At 62.9% G+C, this 20,734-nt stretch carries 21 protein-coding genes and 1 pseudogene; 11 read left to right on the top strand and 11 right to left on the bottom strand.

Annotation, left to right across the window (positions count from 1 at the left end; genetic code table 11):
• Positions 1–28: 28 nt before the first annotated feature.
• Positions 29–763 carry an SDR family oxidoreductase gene (locus EU805_RS16660; RefSeq protein WP_129765112.1) on the top strand — a complete coding sequence of 245 codons (735 nt, stop codon included), beginning with the start codon at positions 29–31 and terminating at the stop codon, positions 761–763.
• Positions 764–995: 232 nt separating this feature from the next.
• Here EU805_RS16660 and EU805_RS16655 read toward each other — a convergent pair whose 3' ends face one another.
• Complete coding sequence (locus EU805_RS16655; protein WP_207208131.1) at positions 996–1,937, bottom strand: arginase family protein; 942 nt, start codon at positions 1,935–1,937, stop codon at positions 996–998.
• A 291-nt stretch (positions 1,938–2,228) separates the two neighbouring features.
• Here EU805_RS16655 and EU805_RS17780 point away from each other — a divergent pair.
• Positions 2,229–2,381: pseudogene (locus EU805_RS17780) on the top strand (integrase); the annotation flags it as partial.
• Between the two features lie 637 nt (positions 2,382–3,018).
• Here EU805_RS17780 and EU805_RS16650 read toward each other — a convergent pair.
• The 6 genes from EU805_RS16650 to EU805_RS16625 are packed head-to-tail and all read right to left on the bottom strand — an operon-like array spanning position 3,019 to position 9,820.
• A complete protein-coding gene (locus tag EU805_RS16650) occupies positions 3,019–4,662 on the bottom strand; it encodes a GMC oxidoreductase (RefSeq protein WP_129765110.1) in 1,644 nt (547 codons plus the stop codon).
• 27 nt (positions 4,663–4,689) lie between these two features.
• On the bottom strand, positions 4,690–5,463 hold the full coding sequence (locus EU805_RS16645) for a sugar phosphate isomerase/epimerase (RefSeq protein WP_129765109.1): 774 nt from the start codon (positions 5,461–5,463) through the stop codon (positions 4,690–4,692).
• 35 nt (positions 5,464–5,498) lie between these two features.
• Entirely contained in the window at positions 5,499–6,560 is a 1,062-nt protein-coding gene (locus EU805_RS16640) for an ABC transporter ATP-binding protein (protein ID WP_129765108.1), read from the bottom strand.
• A gap of 40 nt (positions 6,561–6,600) precedes the next feature.
• Positions 6,601–7,500, bottom strand: a complete 900-nt coding sequence (locus EU805_RS16635) for a carbohydrate ABC transporter permease (RefSeq protein ID WP_129765107.1) — start codon at positions 7,498–7,500, stop codon at positions 6,601–6,603.
• Entirely contained in the window at positions 7,497–8,474 is a 978-nt protein-coding gene (locus tag EU805_RS16630) for a carbohydrate ABC transporter permease (RefSeq protein WP_129765106.1), read from the bottom strand. The genes EU805_RS16635 and EU805_RS16630 overlap by 4 nt, the downstream gene beginning before the upstream one ends.
• Positions 8,475–8,506: 32 nt before the next feature.
• On the bottom strand, positions 8,507–9,820 hold the full coding sequence (locus EU805_RS16625) for an ABC transporter substrate-binding protein (RefSeq protein ID WP_129765105.1): 1,314 nt from the start codon (positions 9,818–9,820) through the stop codon (positions 8,507–8,509).
• A 222-nt stretch (positions 9,821–10,042) separates the two neighbouring features.
• On the opposite strand from EU805_RS16625, the gene EU805_RS16620 reads away from it, so the two are divergent.
• Positions 10,043–11,095 (top strand): ROK family transcriptional regulator, encoded by a 1,053-nt coding sequence (locus EU805_RS16620; protein ID WP_165352008.1) that lies wholly within the window; start codon positions 10,043–10,045, stop codon positions 11,093–11,095.
• 505 nt (positions 11,096–11,600) lie between these two features.
• Positions 11,601–12,551: a sulfotransferase gene (locus EU805_RS16615; protein WP_129765103.1), complete on the top strand. Its 951-nt coding sequence runs from the start codon at positions 11,601–11,603 to the stop codon at positions 12,549–12,551.
• 218 nt (positions 12,552–12,769) lie between these two features.
• On the opposite strand, the gene EU805_RS16610 is transcribed toward EU805_RS16615, so the two are convergent.
• Entirely contained in the window at positions 12,770–12,976 is a 207-nt protein-coding gene (locus EU805_RS16610; protein ID WP_129765102.1) for a ParD-like family protein, read from the bottom strand.
• A gap of 117 nt (positions 12,977–13,093) precedes the next feature.
• On the opposite strand from EU805_RS16610, the gene map reads away from it, so the two are divergent.
• Positions 13,094–13,948 carry a type I methionyl aminopeptidase gene (gene map, locus EU805_RS16605; protein WP_129765101.1) on the top strand — a complete coding sequence of 285 codons (855 nt, stop codon included), beginning with the start codon at positions 13,094–13,096 and terminating at the stop codon, positions 13,946–13,948.
• A 115-nt stretch (positions 13,949–14,063) separates the two neighbouring features.
• Here map and EU805_RS16600 read toward each other — a convergent pair whose 3' ends face one another.
• A complete protein-coding gene (locus EU805_RS16600) occupies positions 14,064–14,447 on the bottom strand; it encodes a helix-turn-helix domain-containing protein (RefSeq protein WP_129765100.1) in 384 nt (127 codons plus the stop codon).
• Positions 14,448–14,554: 107 nt separating this feature from the next.
• Between EU805_RS16600 and EU805_RS16595 the strand changes: the two genes are divergently transcribed.
• Positions 14,555–15,193 carry a pyridoxamine 5'-phosphate oxidase family protein gene (locus EU805_RS16595; RefSeq protein ID WP_129765099.1) on the top strand — a complete coding sequence of 213 codons (639 nt, stop codon included), beginning with the start codon at positions 14,555–14,557 and terminating at the stop codon, positions 15,191–15,193.
• 222 nt (positions 15,194–15,415) lie between these two features.
• Here EU805_RS16595 and EU805_RS16590 read toward each other — a convergent pair whose 3' ends face one another.
• Entirely contained in the window at positions 15,416–16,276 is an 861-nt protein-coding gene (locus EU805_RS16590; protein ID WP_129765098.1) for a DMT family transporter, read from the bottom strand.
• 115 nt (positions 16,277–16,391) lie between these two features.
• On the opposite strand from EU805_RS16590, the gene EU805_RS16585 reads away from it, so the two are divergent.
• The 5 genes from EU805_RS16585 to fosX all read left to right on the top strand — a co-directional run bounded on the left by EU805_RS16585 (position 16,392) and on the right by fosX (position 20,229).
• Complete coding sequence (locus tag EU805_RS16585) at positions 16,392–17,228, top strand: AraC family transcriptional regulator (RefSeq protein WP_129765097.1); 837 nt, start codon at positions 16,392–16,394, stop codon at positions 17,226–17,228.
• Positions 17,229–17,499: 271 nt separating this feature from the next.
• A complete protein-coding gene (locus tag EU805_RS16580) occupies positions 17,500–18,255 on the top strand; it encodes a DeoR/GlpR family DNA-binding transcription regulator (RefSeq protein WP_129765096.1) in 756 nt (251 codons plus the stop codon).
• Positions 18,248–19,420 (top strand): MFS transporter, encoded by a 1,173-nt coding sequence (locus tag EU805_RS16575; protein WP_242494212.1) that lies wholly within the window; start codon positions 18,248–18,250, stop codon positions 19,418–19,420. Before EU805_RS16580 ends, EU805_RS16575 begins: the two co-directional genes overlap by 8 nt.
• The gene (locus EU805_RS16570; protein ID WP_129765095.1) at positions 19,417–19,800 is read left to right on the top strand and encodes a VOC family protein; all 384 of its coding nucleotides are present in this window, start codon (positions 19,417–19,419) and stop codon (positions 19,798–19,800) included. The genes EU805_RS16575 and EU805_RS16570 overlap by 4 nt, the downstream gene beginning before the upstream one ends.
• A gap of 48 nt (positions 19,801–19,848) precedes the next feature.
• Positions 19,849–20,229, top strand: a complete 381-nt coding sequence (fosX, locus tag EU805_RS16565) for a FosX/FosE/FosI family fosfomycin resistance hydrolase (RefSeq protein ID WP_129765094.1) — start codon at positions 19,849–19,851, stop codon at positions 20,227–20,229.
• On the opposite strand, the gene EU805_RS16560 is transcribed toward fosX, so the two are convergent.
• On the bottom strand, positions 20,217–20,732 hold the full coding sequence (locus EU805_RS16560; RefSeq protein WP_165352007.1) for a GNAT family N-acetyltransferase: 516 nt from the start codon (positions 20,730–20,732) through the stop codon (positions 20,217–20,219). The two genes, fosX and EU805_RS16560, sit on opposite strands and share 13 nt — an antisense overlap.
• Positions 20,733–20,734 lie beyond the last annotated feature (2 nt).

Raw genomic sequence — 20,734 nt, 5'->3', positions numbered from 1 at the left:
AACTTGACAAAGCAAGGAGACCTCTCCCATGGATATCGAAAAATCCACCATCCTCATCACCGGCGCGTCGTCCGGCATTGGCCTGGCAACAGCCTCCGCGGCCATCGAACTGGGCGCACGAGTTGCCCTGATCGCCCGGCGCGCGGACCGTCTGAGCGAGATCGCGACACGGCTTGGTCCAGATGCCATGCCGGTTGCATGCGACGTCACCGACCCCGCTCAGATCGCGCGCTGCGTGCAAACGGTCCTCGATACGTTCGGCCGGGTCGACGTCCTGGTAAACAACGCCGGCCGTGGCTTCTATGCCAACATCGACGAGATCGAAATCGCCGAATATCGGGAGCTTTTGGAACTCAACACGATTGCGCCATTGGCAATGATGCAGGCCGTGCTGCCGCAGATGCGTCGGCAAGGGCGGGGGGCGATCGTCAATGTCAGCTCCGGTGCGACTTTCGGTGCCCTTCCAAGTGCTGGTGGCTATACAAGTTCGAAGGCCGCGATGAACATGCTTTCGGATGTGGCGCGGATCGAACTGGCCGAGGCGGGCATAACCGTTTCCACGATGTATCCCTTTGTTACCGACACCGAGTTCTATGGCTCCGTCCAGACAGGGGAAAGCGCGGCCGAAGCGGAGCTTGAGGCCGTAGGCCAAGCGATCCACGCCCCGGACCGCGTCGCAGCGAAGATCCTGGGACTGATCCGATCCGGCAAAGGAAAGGATGATCTTGTCCCGAAATCATTCGGCGGAAGCCTGGATGTGTAGCCCTCGGCTTTGGTGGGAGTAGCCCGGGCACCCCAATTCCTTGAAGAATTGCTGCGGAAGCTGCCATTCGACGTGTAAGCGCGAACGGCAGCTCTGTCCGCTCTGCCGACCTTGGGCACCTGGGCTATGCTGCGCGGTGCCATCAAGGTCCGCTATGGGGAAGCCACGCTGCGGCAAAGCCGAAGCTGGCCAATGGCCGCAGAGGGCCGTCTCTGCCGGGCAGACGAGGTCCTTAGGCGTCCAGTACGCCGCGTTGCCGCATGTCCGCTCCCGGACCTCGCTGCAGTGCAATGAACGAGAGAATTTCTACAATCGTCTTCGCGTGCACTCCTTCGGGGTCGAGGTCCGGATCGAAGACGGTGACTGTCATACCGAGGCAGCGGAGGTCGGCGGTATACCTTTGCAGGATCTGCTGAAGATCGTTCGGAGAGAGGCCCGGCGACCCCGGGCAATCGACTGCCGGCATGATGGATTGGTCCAGAACGTCCACGTCGAGGTGGATCCATAGGCCGCCGCTTGGCAGCTTCGCCAACGTCCTGTCGATCCTTGCGATGATGTCCGAGAGACCCGAGCGATTGGCCTCGAACACGTCGATCTGCGTGATCTTGGTCTCGTTCACGTCGGGCCACGCAAAGTCCGCATCCCGATTTTCGCGCTCGCCAAGCTGGATGACGTGGTGGTCCTCTACGAGCGGCACCGGGCATCCTGGCCACTCGGTTGCCGTGGCCTCGCCGCGGCCCGTGGCCAAAGCGAGATCCATCCCGGCCACGGCTCCGAGTGTCGCGTCGACATCGTAGTTGCCCGGGTGTCTAAAGTCGCTGTGGCCGTCGATGTGCAGAAGGGAAAGCGGTCGGAGGCGTCGCGCGCCGGCGAGAGCCCCGAGCATGATCGAGCAATCCCCGCCAAGAACAAGTGCAAATTCATCGCTCCGGACAGCATGTTCCACTGCGTCGGCCAGCTCAAGGTTGAACCGCCGAAGTTCGGGTCCGTTGCGCAACCGGGTGCCGGGTTGCGGTTCCGGCGAGTAGGTCGGGCGTGAAAGCTCCGTCACGTCCGAAGGCCTGAGCGCATCGAGAAGACCGGCTTCCATAAGAGCTGCGGGCGCGCGCCAGGTGCCCGGTTCATGGCCGGGATGGAGCGGCCGAAGGCCAAGGTTCGATGGCGCCAGGATCATTCGCATTGCGCTAATTAATCGAACGCCGAAGCAACACCAACTCGAAAAAAACGGACCGCTCTGTCCGCGAAGCTGACACAAGCGCCGAGACAACGCTGCGCGGGGGCATCAATGTCCGCTTCGGGGAAACGAACCGCAGCGCAGCCTCTCCACGTGAACGGCAGGTAAGGGCCGGTCACGTCGAAGCCGTCCGTGCTGCAACTGCGAAGCTTCCATGAGCAGCGAGGGTAGTTTGGGCTCAAAGCTGACTTTCGCCGCAGATCGGTGCTATGATTTGGCGTCGGCCGATTGTCGAGGACGAAGGTCGCGCAGATATACCGAAAGACCGGCAACCTGCGGGCGGTGCAACTCCTCCTTGGCCACACGAAGATGGACAGCACTGTGCGTTACCTCGGTGTCGAGCTCGAAGATGCCCTTGCGATCGCCGAGGCGGTGGAAATCTGAACCGGACGGGCCGGCTGTAGCGGCTGGCCCTAAGCGGCCATTCATCACCAGCCCCGACGTTGCAACGCAGCTCCCCCAAACCAGTCATTCATGCATGACGCAGTATTTTCAGGTGCCCAAGGTCAGCTATGCGGACGAAACGGGCCTTCGCTGCACTCTAGACGAATGGCCGCCGCGGAAAGCGATCTCACAGTCACGGCCAAGATCTGTTCCGAGAGGGTCGGTTCGGCCGGTGTCACCCGATGAGGAACGTCTGAGGCGGAGGCTAGAGCCTTTCCAATGCGCACCAAGGGAAACGGGCACAAGTGGCAAGCGTATCGACGACACTTTTGCCCACCGCGCAGGCTGCGCATCGCTGGTTAGACGGTAACCTGGACTTCGATGAGCAGTAATTTCGCCTCCCGCTTCGGCGGGGGAGAGGTCGCCGTTCTGCCCTACAGGATGGCCGTGGCGCAGGCCCTCCGCGCGGCCGAGCGCCTGCGCCATGAGCTAGGCCCCCCGTGGTGCCGGGGCATCAAGAGACCGCTTTCACCGCCAGCCGCGGCGTGACGATCCTCGCCCGGACGGGGGGATTCTCTTCATCGGCCTCGTGGTGCCAAGCCGCGTCTTGCGCAGGCAGGGCCTACCCCGTCGCCGCTTACTGCGGCCAATTGGAGCCACGCGCTATGGATCGGGCGGAGCGGACGGCCTGTGCCATGATGGTAAGCGTCGTGCCTGAAACGCCGCTGCCGGCGAAGGTGCTGGCATCGACGAGGGAGATGTTCGGCACATCCCAAAGGCGGCCGTGATCGTCCGTTACGCTAGCCGTCGGATCGCTCCCCATACGGGCGCCGCCGCATTCGTGTATGCCGGCACCCATAACCATGACGCGGTGAAAGAAGCGCTTGAAGAGAAAACGCATCAACTTCTTCTCGCCCGGGTAGGCGCCCCGACCCCATTCACGGATACCATGAGGCGAGCCGAGGAATTCGACTATACCGCCGGCGCTGTTGATGGTGGAAAGAAAAGCCTCTTCCTGCTTGGCGAGCAGCGCGTGGTCGGCGTCCCGGATCTTGCAGATGATATGCGGCGCGGGTAGGCCCCAGTGGTCCTTTTTGCGGGGAGCGAGCGTGACACGGTTGTCAAAACTGGGCTGCATCTGACCGAAGCCGAAGAACAGCAGTGCCGAGGGGTCACCGTCGGGCACCGGGCTGCGGCCAATGGCGCCCTGGAAGGAAAATTCGCCGCGATCCGGCGAGGCCCGATCGAAGCGCGGAATGAAGATGCCGCCCGACGGGTCGTAGAACGGGTCTTCGGGGAACCCCGCGACCTCGGCCCAGCCCGGCACCTCGGGAAAGGCGCCGAGGCCGAGCATGGGAAGCTGGTCCATGAAATAGCGCCCAAGCAGGCCGGAGGAATTGCCCAGCCCGTCGGGATGGTCCTCGCAACCCGAGTTGAAAAGCAGGCGGATCGTTTCGATCGGCGAGGCGGCGCAGAGGATCTGATCCGCCCGCAAGATCTCTCGCGTCCGACTCTCGCGGTCGATTACCTCTACTCCGGTCGCCCGCGCGCCGTCGGTCAGGATGCGAGCGGCGATGCTGTCGTAGCGGATGGTGAGGTTGCCTGTTTCCAGCGCGGCGCGCAGGGGCGGGAAAATCCGGTCCGGCGTCGGCGCCACAGCGCGCCAGGCGACGGCGTGGCGGGCAGGAAAACGGCGTTCGAGGTTGGCCTTGAATGCCTCCTCCGCCGGGGAGAGATGGGCGGGGTACTTCGCCATGGGGTCTGGCAACGATTCCACGCCATCGGCGTTGCCGTAGAGGCCGAGGAAGCCTTCGACCTCGTCGTAATAAGGCGCGAGGTCGTCATAGCCGATCGGCCAGTCCACGCCCGTGCCCGTCAGGCTGTGCGCGCGGAAGTCGTCATCGCTCCAACGCAGGAGGACGCGCCCGAAGGTGTGAGAGCGCCCCCCGGCCTGACGGCCCCTGATCCAGATGTAGGGCGCGTCCTTCGGCGTAGTGTAGGGATGCTCGCGGTCGTTGACATAGAACTGGCTGAACAGGCCGCGAAAGAAGGGCGCGAGCGATTGCGCCCCCTGCCCCTTCAGCGTCGCCATCGCCCGCTCGGCGATATTGATCGCGGCGGGCTTGGCGGGCTTGCGAGCGGGGTCGAAATGCTCGGGGCCGACCTTCGGGCCAGCTTCAAGTATCAGCACCTTTAGTCCCTGCTCTGTCAGTTCCTTCGCCGCGAAGGAGCCCGAGGGGCCGGAGCCGATGACGATGGCATCGTAGGCGGGGTCGTTCATGTCAGTCTCAGTTCGTCTGGAGGAAGGTCAGCCGGCGCCGCCGATGCGGCGCAGGCTCTCGATGCTGCGGCGGGCGAAACGGCGCCAGTCGCCGGGCATGTCATGCTCCACCACCATCAATTCGGCGCCGGCTTCGATGGAGGCATCCCAGAGGGTCTGCCAATCGAGCACGCCGTGGCCGAGGTCGGCGAAGCCCATCTGGTCGGCGTTCTCGCCCTCGGCGGCCTTGTCCTTCACATGCACCGCCGGGATGCGGCCGGCATATTTCTTCAGCCAGGCGAGCGGTTCAGCCCCGCCGGCAACCATCCAGGCAAGGTCAGGCTCGAAGGGCACCCTCTCGCCGAGGAGGTGGTCAATCGGGTAGGAGCCGTCCGCGAGCGGGACCATCTCGAACTCGTGGTTATGGTAGGCGAAGGTCAGGCCGCGGGCGGTCATCTCCTCGGTGAACCGGGCCAGCTTGGCGCCGATGGCCTTCCAGCCATCCGCGTCACTCGGCCGATCCTCGGGATCGATGTAGGGCAGCACCACCAGCCACATGCCGTAGGCTTTGGCGATCTCCTCCACCAGATCGGGATGTCTCTCGAAGATGTCGAAGGTGAAATGCCCGCTCTTGGCCGTCAGCCCGTGGCGCTTCATTTCCGCAGCGTCGTCGCGCACCGCATCCATGCTCTCCGGCGGGCCGAAGAAGAAGGGCTGGACGTCGGTATAGCCCAACTCGGCAAGGAGCGAGAGCTGCTCCTCCATCGTCTCCGCCTCGCGGGAGGAGAACATCTGGAACGACAGGTCGTTGTTCGGAATCATGGGGGTCACCTTCTGGGGGAATGGGGCGGGCGGGCTCAGGCGAGCCGCTGGCCCGTCCGGGGATCGAAGAGATGGATGCGGGCGGCATCGGGGCGGATGCCGAGCGTGCTGCCCTCGGGGCCGGCGATGCGCTCGCGGAACACGCCGGCGACCGCCGCCTGTCCCATCCGCAGCGAGACCATCGTCTCCGAGCCGGTGGGCTCGATCAGCTCGATCTCGCAGGGGATGCCGCCCTTGGGCGCCAGCTCCATATGCTCAGGGCGAAAGCCGTAGGTGACGCGCTGGCCGGCAAGGGCGGCGCCCTGGCCGGCCGGCAGCGGCAGGCGGATGCCATCTTCGGCGACGACGGCATCGCCCTCCACCTTGCCCTCGACGAAGTTCATCGACGGCGAGCCGATGAAGGCGGCGACGAAGGTATTGGCCGGGTTATCGTATAGCCCCAGCGGCGTGTCGCATTGCTCGACCCGGCCGGCGCGCATCACGACGATCTTGTCGGCCATCGTCATCGCCTCGACCTGGTCGTGGGTGACGTAGATCGTCGTCGTCTTCAGCCGGTGCTGGAGCTGCTTGATCTCGCTGCGCATCTCGACGCGCAGCTTGGCGTCGAGGTTCGAGAGCGGCTCGTCGAAGAGAAAGACCTGCGGGTCGCGCACGATGGCCCGCCCCATGGCGACGCGCTGGCGCTGCCCGCCGGAGAGCTGGCGGGGATAGCGGCCCAGCAACGGCTCCAGTCCGAGGATATCGGCGGCGCGGCCGATGCGCGTCTCGCGCTCGGCCTTGTCCATGCCTTTCAGCTTCAGCGAGAAGGCCATGTTGTCGCGCACCGTCATGTGCGGGTAGAGCGCGTAGCTTTGAAAGACCATCGCGATGTCGCGGTGCTTTGCCTCGACATCGTTGACCACGCGCTCGCCGATGGCGATTTCACCGCCGCTTATCTCCTCCAGCCCCGCGATCATGCGTAAAAGGGTCGACTTGCCGCAGCCCGAGGGGCCAACGAGCACAACGAATTCGCCCTCCTCGATCTCCACCGAGACCCCATGAATCACGGCGATTTCGCCGTAGCTCTTCTCTGCCTTGCGGATGGACACGCCCGTCACGAGAGCTCTCCTTCGACTGTTGTGGTCTGGCCCATGCCCCTCATCCCTTCACCGCGCCGCCGAGGATGCCGCGCACGAAGTAGCGCTGCATCGAGATGATCAGCATCAGCGGCACGATCACCGACAGGAAGGTGGCGGCCATGAGCGGGCCCTGTCCTTGAGTCGTCTGCGCGACAAGGCCGGCGAGGTTGACCGTGATGGGAGGCGAGACGCCCGAGCCGCCGAGGAACAGCAGCGGAATGAGCAGATCGTTCCACGACCAGAGAAAGGCCATGATCCCCAGCGAGGCCATGATCGGGCGCGACAGAGGTAGCACGATTGACCAGAAGGTCCGCAGCTCCGAGGCCCCGTCGAGATTGGCGCTCTCGTAAAGATCCTTGGGGATCGAGGCGATGAAGCCACGCAGCAGGAACACCCCGAACGGCAGCGTGAAGCCGACCTGATAGAGCCAAATACCGGGAATGCTGCCCGACAGACCCACTTGGTTGTAAAGGCGTAAGAGCGGCACCAGCGTGATCTGCGGTGGTGTCACAAGCAGGGAGACGAGCAGTAGCGATAGTGCCGTGCGTCCGGCAAAGCGCATCCGCACCAACGCATAGGCGCCGATGACAGAGAGCAGCACTGTTAGCACCGTGGTCGGGATGGCGATGGCCAGCGAAGTCCCGAGGCTGCCGGCGATGTTCAGTTGGTCAAGCGCGAGGGCGTAGTTCTGCAAGCTGAGATCGGGGCGCACCAGTGCCATCCACCAGCCCGAGCTCGCCGTGTCGGCCTGCGTCCGGATCGACGACAGGAAGAGCGCCAAGATCGGCACGACCCATCCGACGATGAAGAGCAATACCACGACATGCACCAGCGTTCCGGGCAGACGCCTCCGGCGGCCTTTGCGGGCGCCGGACGAGAACGTGCGGGGGGTGATGGCGGGATCGGGGGCGCCGGTCACGAGCGGGCCTCCGAGCGGAATTGGAAGATGTTGATGAGGGCAACGGGCAGAGCCGTGAAAAGCAGGATCACCGCGATGGCGCTGGCATGACCGAGATTGTTGGCCGCGAAGAGCTCGTAATAAAGCCGGTTGGCGATCACGTCTGTGCCGAAATTGCCGTTGGTCATCACGTAGACGATGTCGAAGACCTTGAGCGCGGCGATGATCATCGTCGTCAGCACGACCAGTACCGAAGGCAGGATGTTGGGCAGGATCATCGCGCGGAAGATCAGCCACTCGCCCGCCCCGTCCAGCCGCGCCGCCTCGAGCATCTCGCTGCCCACGTTCTTGATGGCCGACGAGAGGATCAGCGTCGCGATTCCGAGCTGCAGCCAGACGGCCACGAAGATCAGTGCGAAGTTGTTGACCACCGGCTGGATAAGCCAAGGGAGCGGATCGGCCCCGAAAAGCGCGCGGATGGCGTTGAGCGTGCCGATCTGCGGACTGCCGGAAGGCTGAAAAGAATACATCTGCGTCCAGATCACCGAACCTGCGGTAAAGGAGATCGCCGTCGGCAAGATGACGATGGTCATCGCCAGTGGCTCATAGCGCACCTTGTCGAAAAGCGTGGCACTGGCCAGCGCCAGCACCAGCGTGATCAGGGGAAAAGCCACGAGCCACAGAATGTTGTTACCGACGATGTCGAGCATCTGGCCCGAAAAGGCCCATGCGTAGTTCTGCCAACCGATCCAGTTTTCAGCGCGGGCGTCCTGAAACGAAGTGAAGATCGTCACGATCACCGGGTAGATGAGGATCAGGATCACGAGGATCAGCGGCAGAAACAGCCAGACCCAGGGTCGGGCGCGCCGCCCTGCACCCCCAGAAAAAAGGGTCAGGGCACGCTCGCCCGCGCCAAGGGCCGCAAACACGGCCGCCGGCACCCCGATCGCGCCAAGCACAATCATTAGCGGAACGAAAGTCAGGGTATCAGTCATTGGCGGCCCCCGGGTCTGGTATACGGACGGCCTTACTCGGCCGTCGTCGCCTCGATGGTCTGAAGGACCTGGTCCAGATTGTCGGGCGATTGCAGGACGCTCACGATGCCCTTGTTGTAGGCGGCGCTCGTCTCGGCATCGGCCAGAAGGTTCGGTCCGGCGGTGAAGTTGACTGCGCCTTCAGCCAGGAACTGCTCGGCGATCCGCTGCAGAAGCTCACTTGGATAGGTGTCCGCCGGCACGTTCTGATTGGCCACCGGCCAGCGGTTGAGCGAGGCGAGATAGGTCTGCGCCGGGGTCGAGGCCATATATTCAAGGAAGGCCATCGTCTCGGGTCGGTCGTTGAAGGCCACCGCGAGAGCCGACTGGAAAAGCTCGGCATCGACATAGGCCGCATCGCTGGCAGGCACGCGGAAGAAGTCGACGTTCTCGCCCGGCTGGGCGGCGTCACCCAGAAGACCAGGCGTCCAGGCGCCCCACATCACCAGATCGCAGTTGGCCGGGTCGGCCACGAGGCCGTTGTAGCCGGTGGCGATCGAGCTGGAGAGCGCACCGATCGGCCCGCCCTGCACATGGCCCTGCGCCGCAATGACGGTCAGGAATTCCTCGAAGGCCCAGCGGACTTCGTCGCTCGTCCAGGCAAGCTCGCCATTGCCCCATTGCTGGTATAGCTCGGGGCCCCACTTCTTGAGGAAGAGGTTATCGACCATCTGCGCGCCGGGGAAGCCGCTCGACGGCCCCGCGCCCTGCGCCGCGCACCAAGCCGTGTTGCCAGCTTCGGCCTCGGCCATGGTGTAGTCAACGAGCGCCTGCCACTCGGTCGGTGCTTCGGGGCCCCCGTAAGCCTGCGGATTATACCAAACCATGAAGGGGTTAAGCCCCTGGAACACTCCCACAAGCGTGCCGTCGAAAGTGGCCGTTTCGAGCAACGCCTGCCCGAAGTTCTCGGTCATCGTATCGCCGAATGCGCCGCCGATGTCCTGCAGGGCGCCGTGCGCCGCGTAGTCGCGTGCGATGCCAAGCTGCATGTCGGCGACGTCTGGCGGATTGCCGGCCTGCATGCGCGACTGAATGATCGCAGGAGAGTCTGGCGTACCGGTGTAGCGCACCTCGATGCCAGTGCCCTCTGTGAACGCTTCATAGACTTGCTGCAGCGTCTCGCCCTCGGCGCCGCTGTTCTGGCCGATGAACTCGATGTAGCCCGACAGCCCTTTCCCCTCTGCGATGCGCTGCGCTTCGGCAACGGCAGCATCGAAGGCGGCGGTGCCATCTTGCGCGCTGGCTGCGGTACCGAGTGCGGCCAGCATGATACTGGTGGAAAAAATGCGGGTGGGATGTTTCGTCATGGTCTGGTCTCCTCATCAACCGTCCAAGTGCTCATCTCGACCCATTCAGCTTAGCAGCGGTTGACATGGAACCGTCAATATTGAATTAAATAATGTCAATTTTGATAAAAATGGAATGTGAATGTGGTAGAGGCGATGACCGGGCGCCCTCCGGAGCTTTCGGGACGAGACGAGGCTCTGCTTGTTCAGGGCCTCCGTCACGGTCCGCGCAGCCGCGGGAACTTGGCCGACCTGACCGGCTGGTCGCGCAACACCGTGGCCGCCAAACTTGCCAACTTGATCCACGAAGGTTGGATCCAGGAAGCGCAGGAAGCACGGGGTGATCGCGGCCGCCCCAAGGTGCTTTACCGCATCAACCCGAAAGCGGCGTTGGTACTCGTCGCCCGCTTCGATGCAGATGTCATCGGCTGCGCACTCTGCACGCTCGACGGACGCATCGCTATCTCTGAAGAGCGGCGGATGCAGGGAGATCTTACCGCCGAGCAGACGGTGGCGGAACTCGACAACATGCTCGGCCGAATGACGGAAACCTCCGGCGTGCCTCGCGTTCTCGTACGCACCATCGTGATTGCCGTGCCCGGCCCCGTTTCAGGCATGACCCGCACGGTACCCTGGTCCCGTGTCGGTGTGCTGCCTGCCGACCTCGGCGCACGCTTTGGCATGAACGTGGTTATCGAGAATGATGCCAACCTTATGGCGCTCGGCATGCGCATGGAGTTCGACCCCTGCGTTTCGCTACTCTTTATCCTCGTGCAAACCGGGATTGGCGCAGGACTGGCGCTGCCCGGTGGCCTGCATCGCGGCCTCGCTGGCTGGGCGGGCGAGATCGGGCATATCCCGGTGGCCGCCGCCGGCGAGACCCCATGCATCTGCGGCAACCGCGGCTGCGTCGCCGGCATCGCCGCCAATCCGGCCCTCATGCGCCAGTTCGCCCGACCCGAGCGCCCGATCAGTACCGTGGAGCACATGGAACGTCTCGTGCAAGACGGCGACACCCAAGCCATCATGGCGCTCCGCGAAGCGGGGCGAAACCTTGGTGAGGCGATGACTGGCCTCGTGACCGGGCTCGCTCCCGATGTTATCGCAGTGGGAGGGCGTATCGCCCGGCTGGGCGATCACGTGATCACCGGCATCCGCGAGTCGCTGGCCCTTCGGACGCCTCCCGCCCTTTCTTCGCAGATCCGGTTTGCTGCCTGCGATGATCACTACATCCGCCTTACCCGGGGCGCAGCCGAGTTGGCACTGGATGTGATGGTCGACGGGCGGGCGGGGTGATGGAAGGTTAGGAGACATTCGATCTCCAGACTTTCTGATTTAGTAATCGCGCTGCACGATCTCGGCGCTCCCTAGAGCGCGCCCTGTCGAATCACCCGCATAGAACGGTTCGGTGTTTTAATTACATCAACACTGACTTTCAGAACGCATCCGCGGCGGGGTCTGAATTCATATAGACAGCGATGCGACATCCGCAGCGCGATCCGTCGAGGCCGACGTTCAATCGCTCCGCAGCATCCCGGAAACTGGGCTCGGAGCAAACATGCGGCAGTGCGGCGCGCCAGACGGATGACGGCAGCTTGGACATCGTCGCTTCCGGCCCGGAGCTGCCATTCGCTTCTTAGCCGAGCGCTGCGGCGCAGACTTTCTTAAGCAGCCATTCAAATTCGGACGCAGCATCGGGGGGGGGCGCATATCCTAAAGGTGTAAGCTGCCAGCCAATAGAGATACGGTTCAATACTTCTGCCCGCGCGCAATCGTGGCACCGGTATGCGAGATTTACGCCATGACCTATACTCCGCCGCCATATGCCTCCGATTTCTTCGTCGTCGGCGCCGCCAAGGCTGGAGCAACGGCTGTTTACCATTGGCTGTCAGACCACCCTGACGTATTTCTGCCTTCGGTAAAGGAACCCGGATTCTTTGCATTCGCCACGCGACCTCCGGCGCCCGCCAAGGGCCCTTGCGACCCTGCCTATGTCGACCAGGTAGTCACCGACGGCCCGAGCTATGCCGCGCTTTACGAATCGTCGGGTCCTCGGCGGACGGGTGACGTTTCCCCGATCTACTTGCTTGATGAAGCCGCCCCGGTCCGGATCGCAGATGCGCGACCAGACGCGCGCATTATCATCCTGCTGCGCGACCCTGTGGAGAGGGCATTCTCACAATTCATGCATCACACGCGAGACGGTATCGAGCCATGTAAGAGCTTCGATGCGGCTCTCGTCGCAGAGGAAGAGCGGCTGAGAGATGGCTGGAGCTGGGGGCACGGCTATGCGACCCACGGTCACTACACTGAGCAGGTCGAGCGCTATCTCGCGGTCTTCGCGCGTGAGCAGATCCTGTTTCTGGATTACCAGGATCTGCAGGACGCGCCAGAAGCATGCTGGGAGCGTATCTGCGACCACTTGATGTTGGGGCATCGCCCGCTCATACGAAACGAGCGGGTGAACGCTACGGCTGACCTCTTGCAGGTTTCGAGCCGGCCGGGGCTGACGCGTCGCCTACGTCACCCCGGAAAGCTTCAGACCTTGGTGAAGCTTGCGCTGCCGACGCGGCTGAGAGCGCGCATTCGCCCCTATATCGAGGGTCGCGGAAGACCGGTTCCGAAACTGTCCCCCGGCACTCGGAAGGCGCTCGCGATGCAGTACGCTGATGCCTGGCCGCGACTGGAGGCGATGTCGGGCCTGCTTCTATCGCACTGGCTGCCGCATGACGGCAGCAATTCAAGAAGCTAATTTTCGGCAAGGTCGCTAAGTCTGGAACGAAGCGGGCAGACGATCACATCGCCCGGCGCTCTCGGCCCAAACCTGCCGTTCAGTTCCTGACCGATCGCCGCGGTGCAGCTTCACCAGACCGGCCATCCGTCCATCGCGCACCATTTTCTGAGGATGAAGGTCGGCAGCGCGGACAAAGTTGCCGTTTGATACTGCGGTTCGGATGGCGGCGCTGTGTCTCAGGCTGCCTCGATCTGCTGCACCTGCACATCGGCGTTCCGCAGTTGCCGCGCCATAATTTCCGTAAATGGCAATGTTGGATTTGCCTCGGCAAGCATACCAACCTTCATCCAGAATTCGGCCTGCGCGTTGATTGAGCGGCACATAACCGAACTTGACTTGCGTAGTTCCTCATGCAGGTCGTCCCCGATTTTCACGATCCCCATCGACGCATCTCCTACTTAGCGATATACGAAACATATATGATTCGTATATATCGTAGCTGACGACCGGTCAATCAGACCTCTGTTGGTACATCATAGATCACGTAGAGAGGACGCACGATGGACAGCTATATCAACGTGCCTGTCGCACCGAGGGGGCAGGATGTACGCAGGACCGAAAGCATCAAGCTTTATGGACCTGATGCCTTCGATGGGATGCGCCGCGCAGGTGCCCTAACCGCCAGATGTCTTGACGGCGTATCCGAACTTGTCCGCGATGGCACCGCTCTTGCGCAGATCAATGCCTTCGTCCTCGACTTCGCGGCCGACCATGACGCAGTGCCTGCGACACTGGGCTACAAGGGCTATCAGTACGCCTGCTGCACATCGGTCAACCACGTTGTCTGCCACGGCTTTCCAAACGAGAAGAAACTACACGACGGCGATATCGTGAATATCGATGTCACGCTGATACACGACGGGTGGTATGGTGATTCGAGTCGGATGTACGTGGTAGGTAAGCCGAAACGCGCGGCTGAGCGACTGATCCAGATCGCCCATGAGACGATGATGCAAGGCATCAGGATTATACGTCCAGGCGCGCGACTGGGGGATATCGGCCATGCAATCCAAACATACGCACACTCCAAGCGCTGTTCTGTCGTTCGCGACTTTTGCGGCCACGGGATCGGTCAGGTCTTTCACGACTCCCCCAATATCCTGAACTTCGGCAGAGCTGGAACCGGCCCGGAGCTTCGGGAGGGTATGATTTTTACTGTTGAACCGATGATCAATCTGGGACGCGCCGACGTAAAAATGCTGGCTGACGACTGGACAGCCGTTACGCGGGACAAGTCACTTTCGGCACAATTCGAGCATTCGGTCGGTGTGACAGCAGATGGTGTCGAGATCTTTACGCTCTCGCCTGCGGGCCTGCACGCGCCTGGGATTGAGCTTCGAACCATTTCCGCTTAGCCGACCTTTATTGCTACCGCAGCATGGGGCAAAAATGGGCTCGTTCCCGACATCCGCCGCGTTTTGCCGGAACGGCTGCAGGGCCGACGAAGCCCCCGTTAATCGCGGCTCTATCCTAATCCCGTCCGTCCGTAGACAGCGCATGACGTAACCCCCATTCGCGCAGCGCGGTGAGGATCGGAGTAAGGGCGCTCCCCTTCTCCGTTAAGGCGTACTCGACCTTCGGCGGCACGACGGGATGAACGGTTCGCGAGACGATGCCGTCCGCTTCCAGTTCGCGCAGTTGTCGGGTGAGCGTCCGCTGCGTGATCGACCCGACCGCCCGCTGCAGTTCCGTGAACCGCAACGCGCCGTTCAACAGATGGTAGAGGATGACGCCCTTCCATTTGCCGCCGATCATCTCCAACGCCGCCTCGATCCCGCAGCCTTCAGATCGTTCGTAGTCTTCGTGGCGCGGGGATCGGGTGGCCCCTTCGGCACGGTTGGGGGTGTGGGCCATTGCGGTATCCTCTATGTGCCTAAGGGCAGGAAACATGCGTACTTGTCACGCTGATACGTTTGGGCGATCTCAAATTCATCCATTTATGGACTATCCGGAGACAAGATATGTCCGACTTCGACAGATCCCCCGACGGCCTCGTCTTCTCGCCGGCCGTGCAAAACGCTCAGCGTCGTCTCGGATCGCGGCGTGTCTACGAAGCGGTCGAGTGGCCCATCGACATCTCGGACGATCTGGAACGGTTCATCACCGAACAGCGCAGCGTGTTCCTCGCCACGGCCAGCGCCGACGGTCAGCCGTATATCCAGCACCGGGGCGGACCGCCGGGTTTCCTACACGTCCTCGACAGCCGCACGATCGGCATGGCCGATGTCCGCGGTAACCGGCAGTACGTCACCCTGGGCAACCTGTCCGAGAACGATCGCGTGCAGCTTTTCCTGATCGACTACGCACAGGCAAAACGCGTGAAGATCTGGGGGCGCGGGCGGATGGTCGAGGACGATTCCGATCTGATCGCGCGGCTGACGCCCGAAGGCGGTCGCGCCCGTGCGGACCGCGCCCTGCTGGTCGCCGTGGAAGCCTGGGACATGAACTGTCCCCAGTACATCCCGCATCGTCTCGAGGCCGAGGACGTGACGGCCGCTTTTGCCGAACGCGACGCGCGCATTGCCGAGCTAGAACATGAGGTCGCCATCTTGCAGCATCGGGTCTCCGTGCGCGATGCGTGTGGCGATGATCTCTGGTAAGTGCGTAATCTGGTTCAGGGCCCACGGGTGGCCGAGATTGCCGCGAGCGCATCGAAGAAGCTTCCGGCAAAATCAGATCGACGCCTAGATCATGCTCCTACACCGTGCGGGCCGATATTTAAGCAGGGGTTGATGTTGGACCTATAAATTTGTTCCGGTCGTTCGCAGCACTTTGGTCGAGCGTCCGTGAAACGTTACCAAGCCGACATCTACCTGACTGCGCTAACGTCTGCGGAACATGACGACGTTGCCGAGCACTGCGAACACGAGGCCCAGGATAGACATGATGCTCCATTCGTATCCCTCGAAGAGGGTCGATGCGGTGAGCGCGACGATGGGAAAAAGGACTGTGGCGTAGCCTGCCTTCGCCGATCCAATGCGGCCGACCAACATCAGATACGTGGTGAAACCCATGGCGGAGCCCGCGACCGCAAGGTAGACAAGCGACGTCCAGTAGAGGCCGCCTTGGGGGAGGACCAGGGGCTGCCCTGTGACCGTGAGAAGGCCGAGGAGGCACAGCGCCCCGATCCCCATTCCCCAGGCATTCGCCGTCACCGGCGTCACGTCGAGCCGCGCGTTCTGCCGCGACGCCATGTTCCCCCAGGAGAAAAACAGGGTCCCGATCACCGCCCAGCCGATACCGCGCAGCGTGGTGGCCCCCGCCGCGATGTCGATGTCGGGCCAGAAGAGGCAGGCGAGCCCCGTAACGCCGAGGGTGCCAGCCAGTACCGTTTGCCGGCTGATCGGGTCTCCAAAGAATACCCGCGCGTTCACCGCGTTGAAGATCGACGCCAGCGAGAAGATCACCGAGACAAGCCCCGAAGGCACGAGCGACGTGGCGGTGTAGAGCCCCACGAAGTTCAGGCAGAAAAGGCAGAGCGCCTGCACCACCACAAAGCGCCAAACGGCAGGTCGCCTCAGCCGCCCCAAGGCCGCGAGTCCAGCGAGCATCAGCAGCCCGGCGAGCGCGAAGCGGTAGAAGATCGACACCATGACCGGCACGTCGCCGACCTGCGCCGCAATGGCGATCCAGGTCGTGCCCCAGATGAGGACGGTGAGAACGAAGAGGACTGGCGTGGTCATGGGCGGCTCCTGTGCCGCGCCATCTAGGCGTCCCGGGACTGGGGCTTTTGCACGATCTTGCGGTGGAATGCGCGGGGGCCATTCCTGCCCGATCGACGCGGACGTAGAAGGCCCCATGCCATCGGTTCGTGACTCTCTTTCCCGTTCCCCGATCGCCCGTGCGGCAGCCACGCTCGACCTCGGGCGGGGGCGCGGCGTCACGATCTGGGAGAACCACGACGACCGTGTCACCTACGATACGGCGCGAGGCCATGTCTTCAGCCTCTACCTTAAGGGCGGGACGGGGACGCGGCGCGTGGACGGCACGGCGGTCTCGGGCTGGCCGGGCGCGGTCTGCATCTTTCCCGACGGACAGACCTCGGAATGGGAGATCACGACCCCCTTCCGCTTCGTGCATCTCTACCTGCCCGACGACCGGCTCCGCGCTGATTTCGCCCGGACACATGAGTGCGACGCGCGCCGGATGGACCTTCCGGAGGTGACCTTCGCCGAGATGCCGGCGCTGGGTGCGCCACTGGGGGTACTCGCCGGCGCTGCATCCTCAGGCGACATCCTGCTGGCCGATGCCGCGATCGCGGAGCTCGTCGGTCGGCTCGCATCGCGTCCCGTGGCGCTCAGGGGCGGCCTCGCTCCCCATGTGCTGCGCCGTCTCGATGAATGGATCGACGCGCATCTGGACGAAACGATCAGCCTTTCGGACCTCGCCGTGCTTGCCGATCTCTCGCCGTTCCACCTACATCGGATGTTTCGCGTCTCGCGCGGCATGGCCCTCCATGCCTGGATCACCGAACGCCGCATCGACCGTTCCAAAGCCCTTCTGGGCGGCCCCGATCCCCTCATCGAGGTCGCCTTGGCGTGCGGCTTCGCCAGCCAGAGCCATTTCACTCGCGCGTTCAAGGCCGCCACCAACGCAACCCCCACTACTTGGCGGCGCGCACGGCGGGACGAATAGTACGGCATTTAAGAGCTGACGCAGCTCTCCGCCGGGCAGTGCCGGAACGACAGTAGAGCGGACAGATGGATTGGGCCACCTCAAGGCCCGTGGTCAAAACGAAAGGCTTGGAAGGGCTCGACGCTGCCGATCGCCGCGCATAGTAGCAAGGTCCGGTGAGCGGACGGAGCTGCCGTTTGTTCGCTTGCCACGGCGAGATGATCCAGCATCGCCCATTGCAAGTACTCGCAATAAATTGCAATTATCTGCATGTCTATGCGGAGTATTGCAGATGGACCTGAATAACCCCGATGTTCGGCGGGAAGCGCTCCGGCAGAGATTGACCGGCGGTGAGCAGCTCGTCGCGGTCCGGATCGCTGAAGAGTTCGATGTGTCACTTGATACAGTCCGACGCGATTTGATCGCTCTCGAAGAGGCCGGAGACGCGAGGCGCGTGCGCGGCGGCGCGATCAAGCCAGCGGTTCCTGCCGCGCCTATGGAGGAGCGAGTCGCGCAGTCTTCACCGGCTTTGCCCGGCATCGCACGAACCGCACGTTCACTGTGTAAGGGACAGAAAACCCTGATCCTTGATGGTGGAACGACGGTTCTCGCGCTTGCGCGGCTGCTCGGACCGGAGAATGGACAGATGGTCATCACGCCCTCGCCTTGGATCGCCGTGGCCTGCCGGGAGAACGGCGTCGATGTGACACTTATTGGTGGGCAGCTTAGCGTCCGGGGCGGCATCTGCGTCGGGATGGACACGGAGGCGCAGCTTGCCGCCGTGGCCGGCGGTCTGGCCATCCTCGGCGCATGCGGCCTTGATGACGGGTTCGGCCTGAGTTCCGACGACCTGCTCGAGGCTGCCGTGAAACGGGCAATGGCCCGGTCCGCAAGGGAGGTCGTCGTGCTTGCCGACCGCCGCAAGATCGGACTGCGGGCGCGTTACAGAACACTAGAACCGCCCGAAATCGGTCACCTCGTGACGGACGCACCGCCAGAAGAGGTAATGGCTTTCCGCAATGCGGGAATTGAGATCCATCATGCGTGATCCTCGCACCCCCGCTCTGGCCGTCTGCGCGATGTTCGCGTTGAATGGTGCACTCTTTGGAATCTGGGCGTCGCGCATCCCCGTCTTCGTGGAGCGCTTCGACGTGTCGTCGGGCACGCTCGGATTACTCCTGCTGTGCCTTGCTGGCGGTGCAATCCTGTCCTTCCCCATCGCGGGGCGTGTGTCGGACAGGATGGGCGCCTCGGCTTTGACCCGCGCTCTCGCTCTTTTCTACGTCGTCGCACTGTGCCTCTTGGCCGTAGCCCCAAGCCTCGAGTTTCTTGCCGTGTGCCTGGCAATGTTCGGCGCCACTCATGGTGCGATGGATGTGGCCATGAATTCCTGGGGCGCGGACGTCGAGAAGGTGCGGCGTCGCCCCCTGATGCCTATGTTTCATGCCATGTACAGCCTCGGGGCGGGCCTGGGAGCGGCGTCTGGCTACGGTGCGGCGCGCGCGGGGATCACACCGGAGATCCATTTCGCAACCGTGGGGCTTTTCGCCACCGTTCTCGCCCTCGTCTTGGCGCGGGTGCGTTGGCAATCGCCCCGCACGATGTCCGGGACCGGGCCGTCGTTCTCGCTTCCGCGCGGGGCGCTTCTCTTTGTGGGCACGATCGCGTTCTCGGCTTCGGTGGGGGAAGGAGCCATGGCCGATTGGAGCGCCGTCCTCCTGGCAGACGTGATCGGGGCGACCGAGGCCCGCGCGGCCCTCGGATACGCAGTGTTTTCGGTCGCAATGGTGGCAACCCGTCTGTCCGGACCGGTGATCATATCGAGGCTTGGAGCGATCGGGACCGCGCGGGCGTCTGGTGCGATCGCGGCGGTAGGTGCCGTCATGCTTGTGTTGTCGCAGGGGGTCGCGACGGCCCTCATCGGCTTTGTTCTTCTCGGCATCGGCTATGCGACTATCATGCCGCTGGCCTTCTCCCGCGCGGCGGCCGAGCCAGGTATCGGTCAGGGCCAGGCCATCGCCAGCGTCGCGACGCTGGGCGATGGCGGGATGCTTCTCGGTCCGCCCCTGATCGGTGCCGTGGCCGAGTTCACGGGGCTGCGCACGGCGCTCCTGCTGCTTGCGGTCCTCTCGGCCACCATCGTCCTTCTATACGGAAGACTGCGCGCGGAGGGTCGGCAAAGCGCGGCGCAACGCAAGGACGAGGCGGCATGAAGCTGGCGCATGTGGCCCTCTGGACGGTCGATCTCGATGCGGCAGCATCGTTCTGGGAAAACGTGTTCGGCGCCGAGGTTGGAGAACTTTACCGAAGCGCTCGTCGCCCGGGATTTACGTCTCGGTTCGTCCACTTGCCGAAGGACGGCGCAGCCATCGAGTTGATGACCGCCCCCTGGATCGAAGCCGTGCCAGATAGAGAGGTCACGGGGTGGGATCACATCGCGATCTCGGTATGCTCGGAGCGGGAGGTGGACGAGTTGGCCCGGCGATGCAGGGAAATCGGTATTCTCTCAAGCGAGCCGAGATGGACGGGGGACGGGTTCTACGAGGCCGTGATCGTCACCCCGGACGGCTCTCGGGTCGAAATCACATCTTGATGCCTGCACGAAATCACGGAGTTTGGAACGTCTGACGGGTTAAGCCATATGACCTTCATTGTTAACGACCTCGACAAGATGGAAGAGGTGCTGACGTTCGTCCTGAACGCCAAGAAAATCTATGACAGTGGCGACAAGACCTTCTCCCTCTCGAAGGAGAGATTCTTCGATGTTGGCGGCGTCTGGGTAGCGACTATGGAAGGCGAGAGCCTAACGGATCGAACCTACAACCACGTTGCTTTCAAAATGGCCCCCGATGAATACGACGACCGGCTGCAGCGCATTCGCTCTCTCGGGCTCGATGTTCGGGAAGGGCGATCGAGGGTCGAGGGGGAAGGCCATTCGATCTACTTCTACGACCACGACAACCACATGTTCAAGCTGCATAGCGGAATGCTGGAAGAGCGTTTGCGCCGCTATCGGGAATAATCTGGCAGGGTCTTCTCGAACTCGATTTGGTGCATCTGCTGTCCGAACGCGAGTGCAGGCTTTCTTGCCTGCTCCCGGAAACCCAAATTCCTGTAGAGACGGCAGGCTGCCTCGTGGCGGTCGTAGGTTGAAACGCGGATCCTCTCGAAGCCCTGTGCTTCAGCGTGCGCAATGACCTCTTCGATCATGCGCCTGCCAATCCCCAGGCCCCGATACGCTGCATCTAGATAGAACAAGCGTAACCTGCCGGTCGTCGGTTCGTCTGCGGAGAGGAAGACGCAGCCGACTGGACGACGCGTCTCCACAGTCTCGACGATCAGGAACCTGCTGGCCTCCTCATCGTTCCTTGCTTCGAGCAAATCGAGCGCGGTCGAGACCGCCTTCGCAAAGCTCGGATCGAAACCTTCGATCCTCGTGTAGTGATCGACGCTCACGGTCGCGACCCATTCCCGGTCGGTTAGGCGGTAGTCTCGGAATTCGAAAGATGAGAGTTGGTAGGTCACAG

Origin of the sequence: Salipiger sp. IMCC34102 (genome assembly GCF_004145405.1) — a bacterium.
Lineage (GTDB): Bacteria > Pseudomonadota > Alphaproteobacteria > Rhodobacterales > Rhodobacteraceae > Loktanella.
The sequence above is the reverse complement of the archived record's forward strand: the minus strand, read 5'-3'. Positions and strand labels throughout refer to the sequence as shown.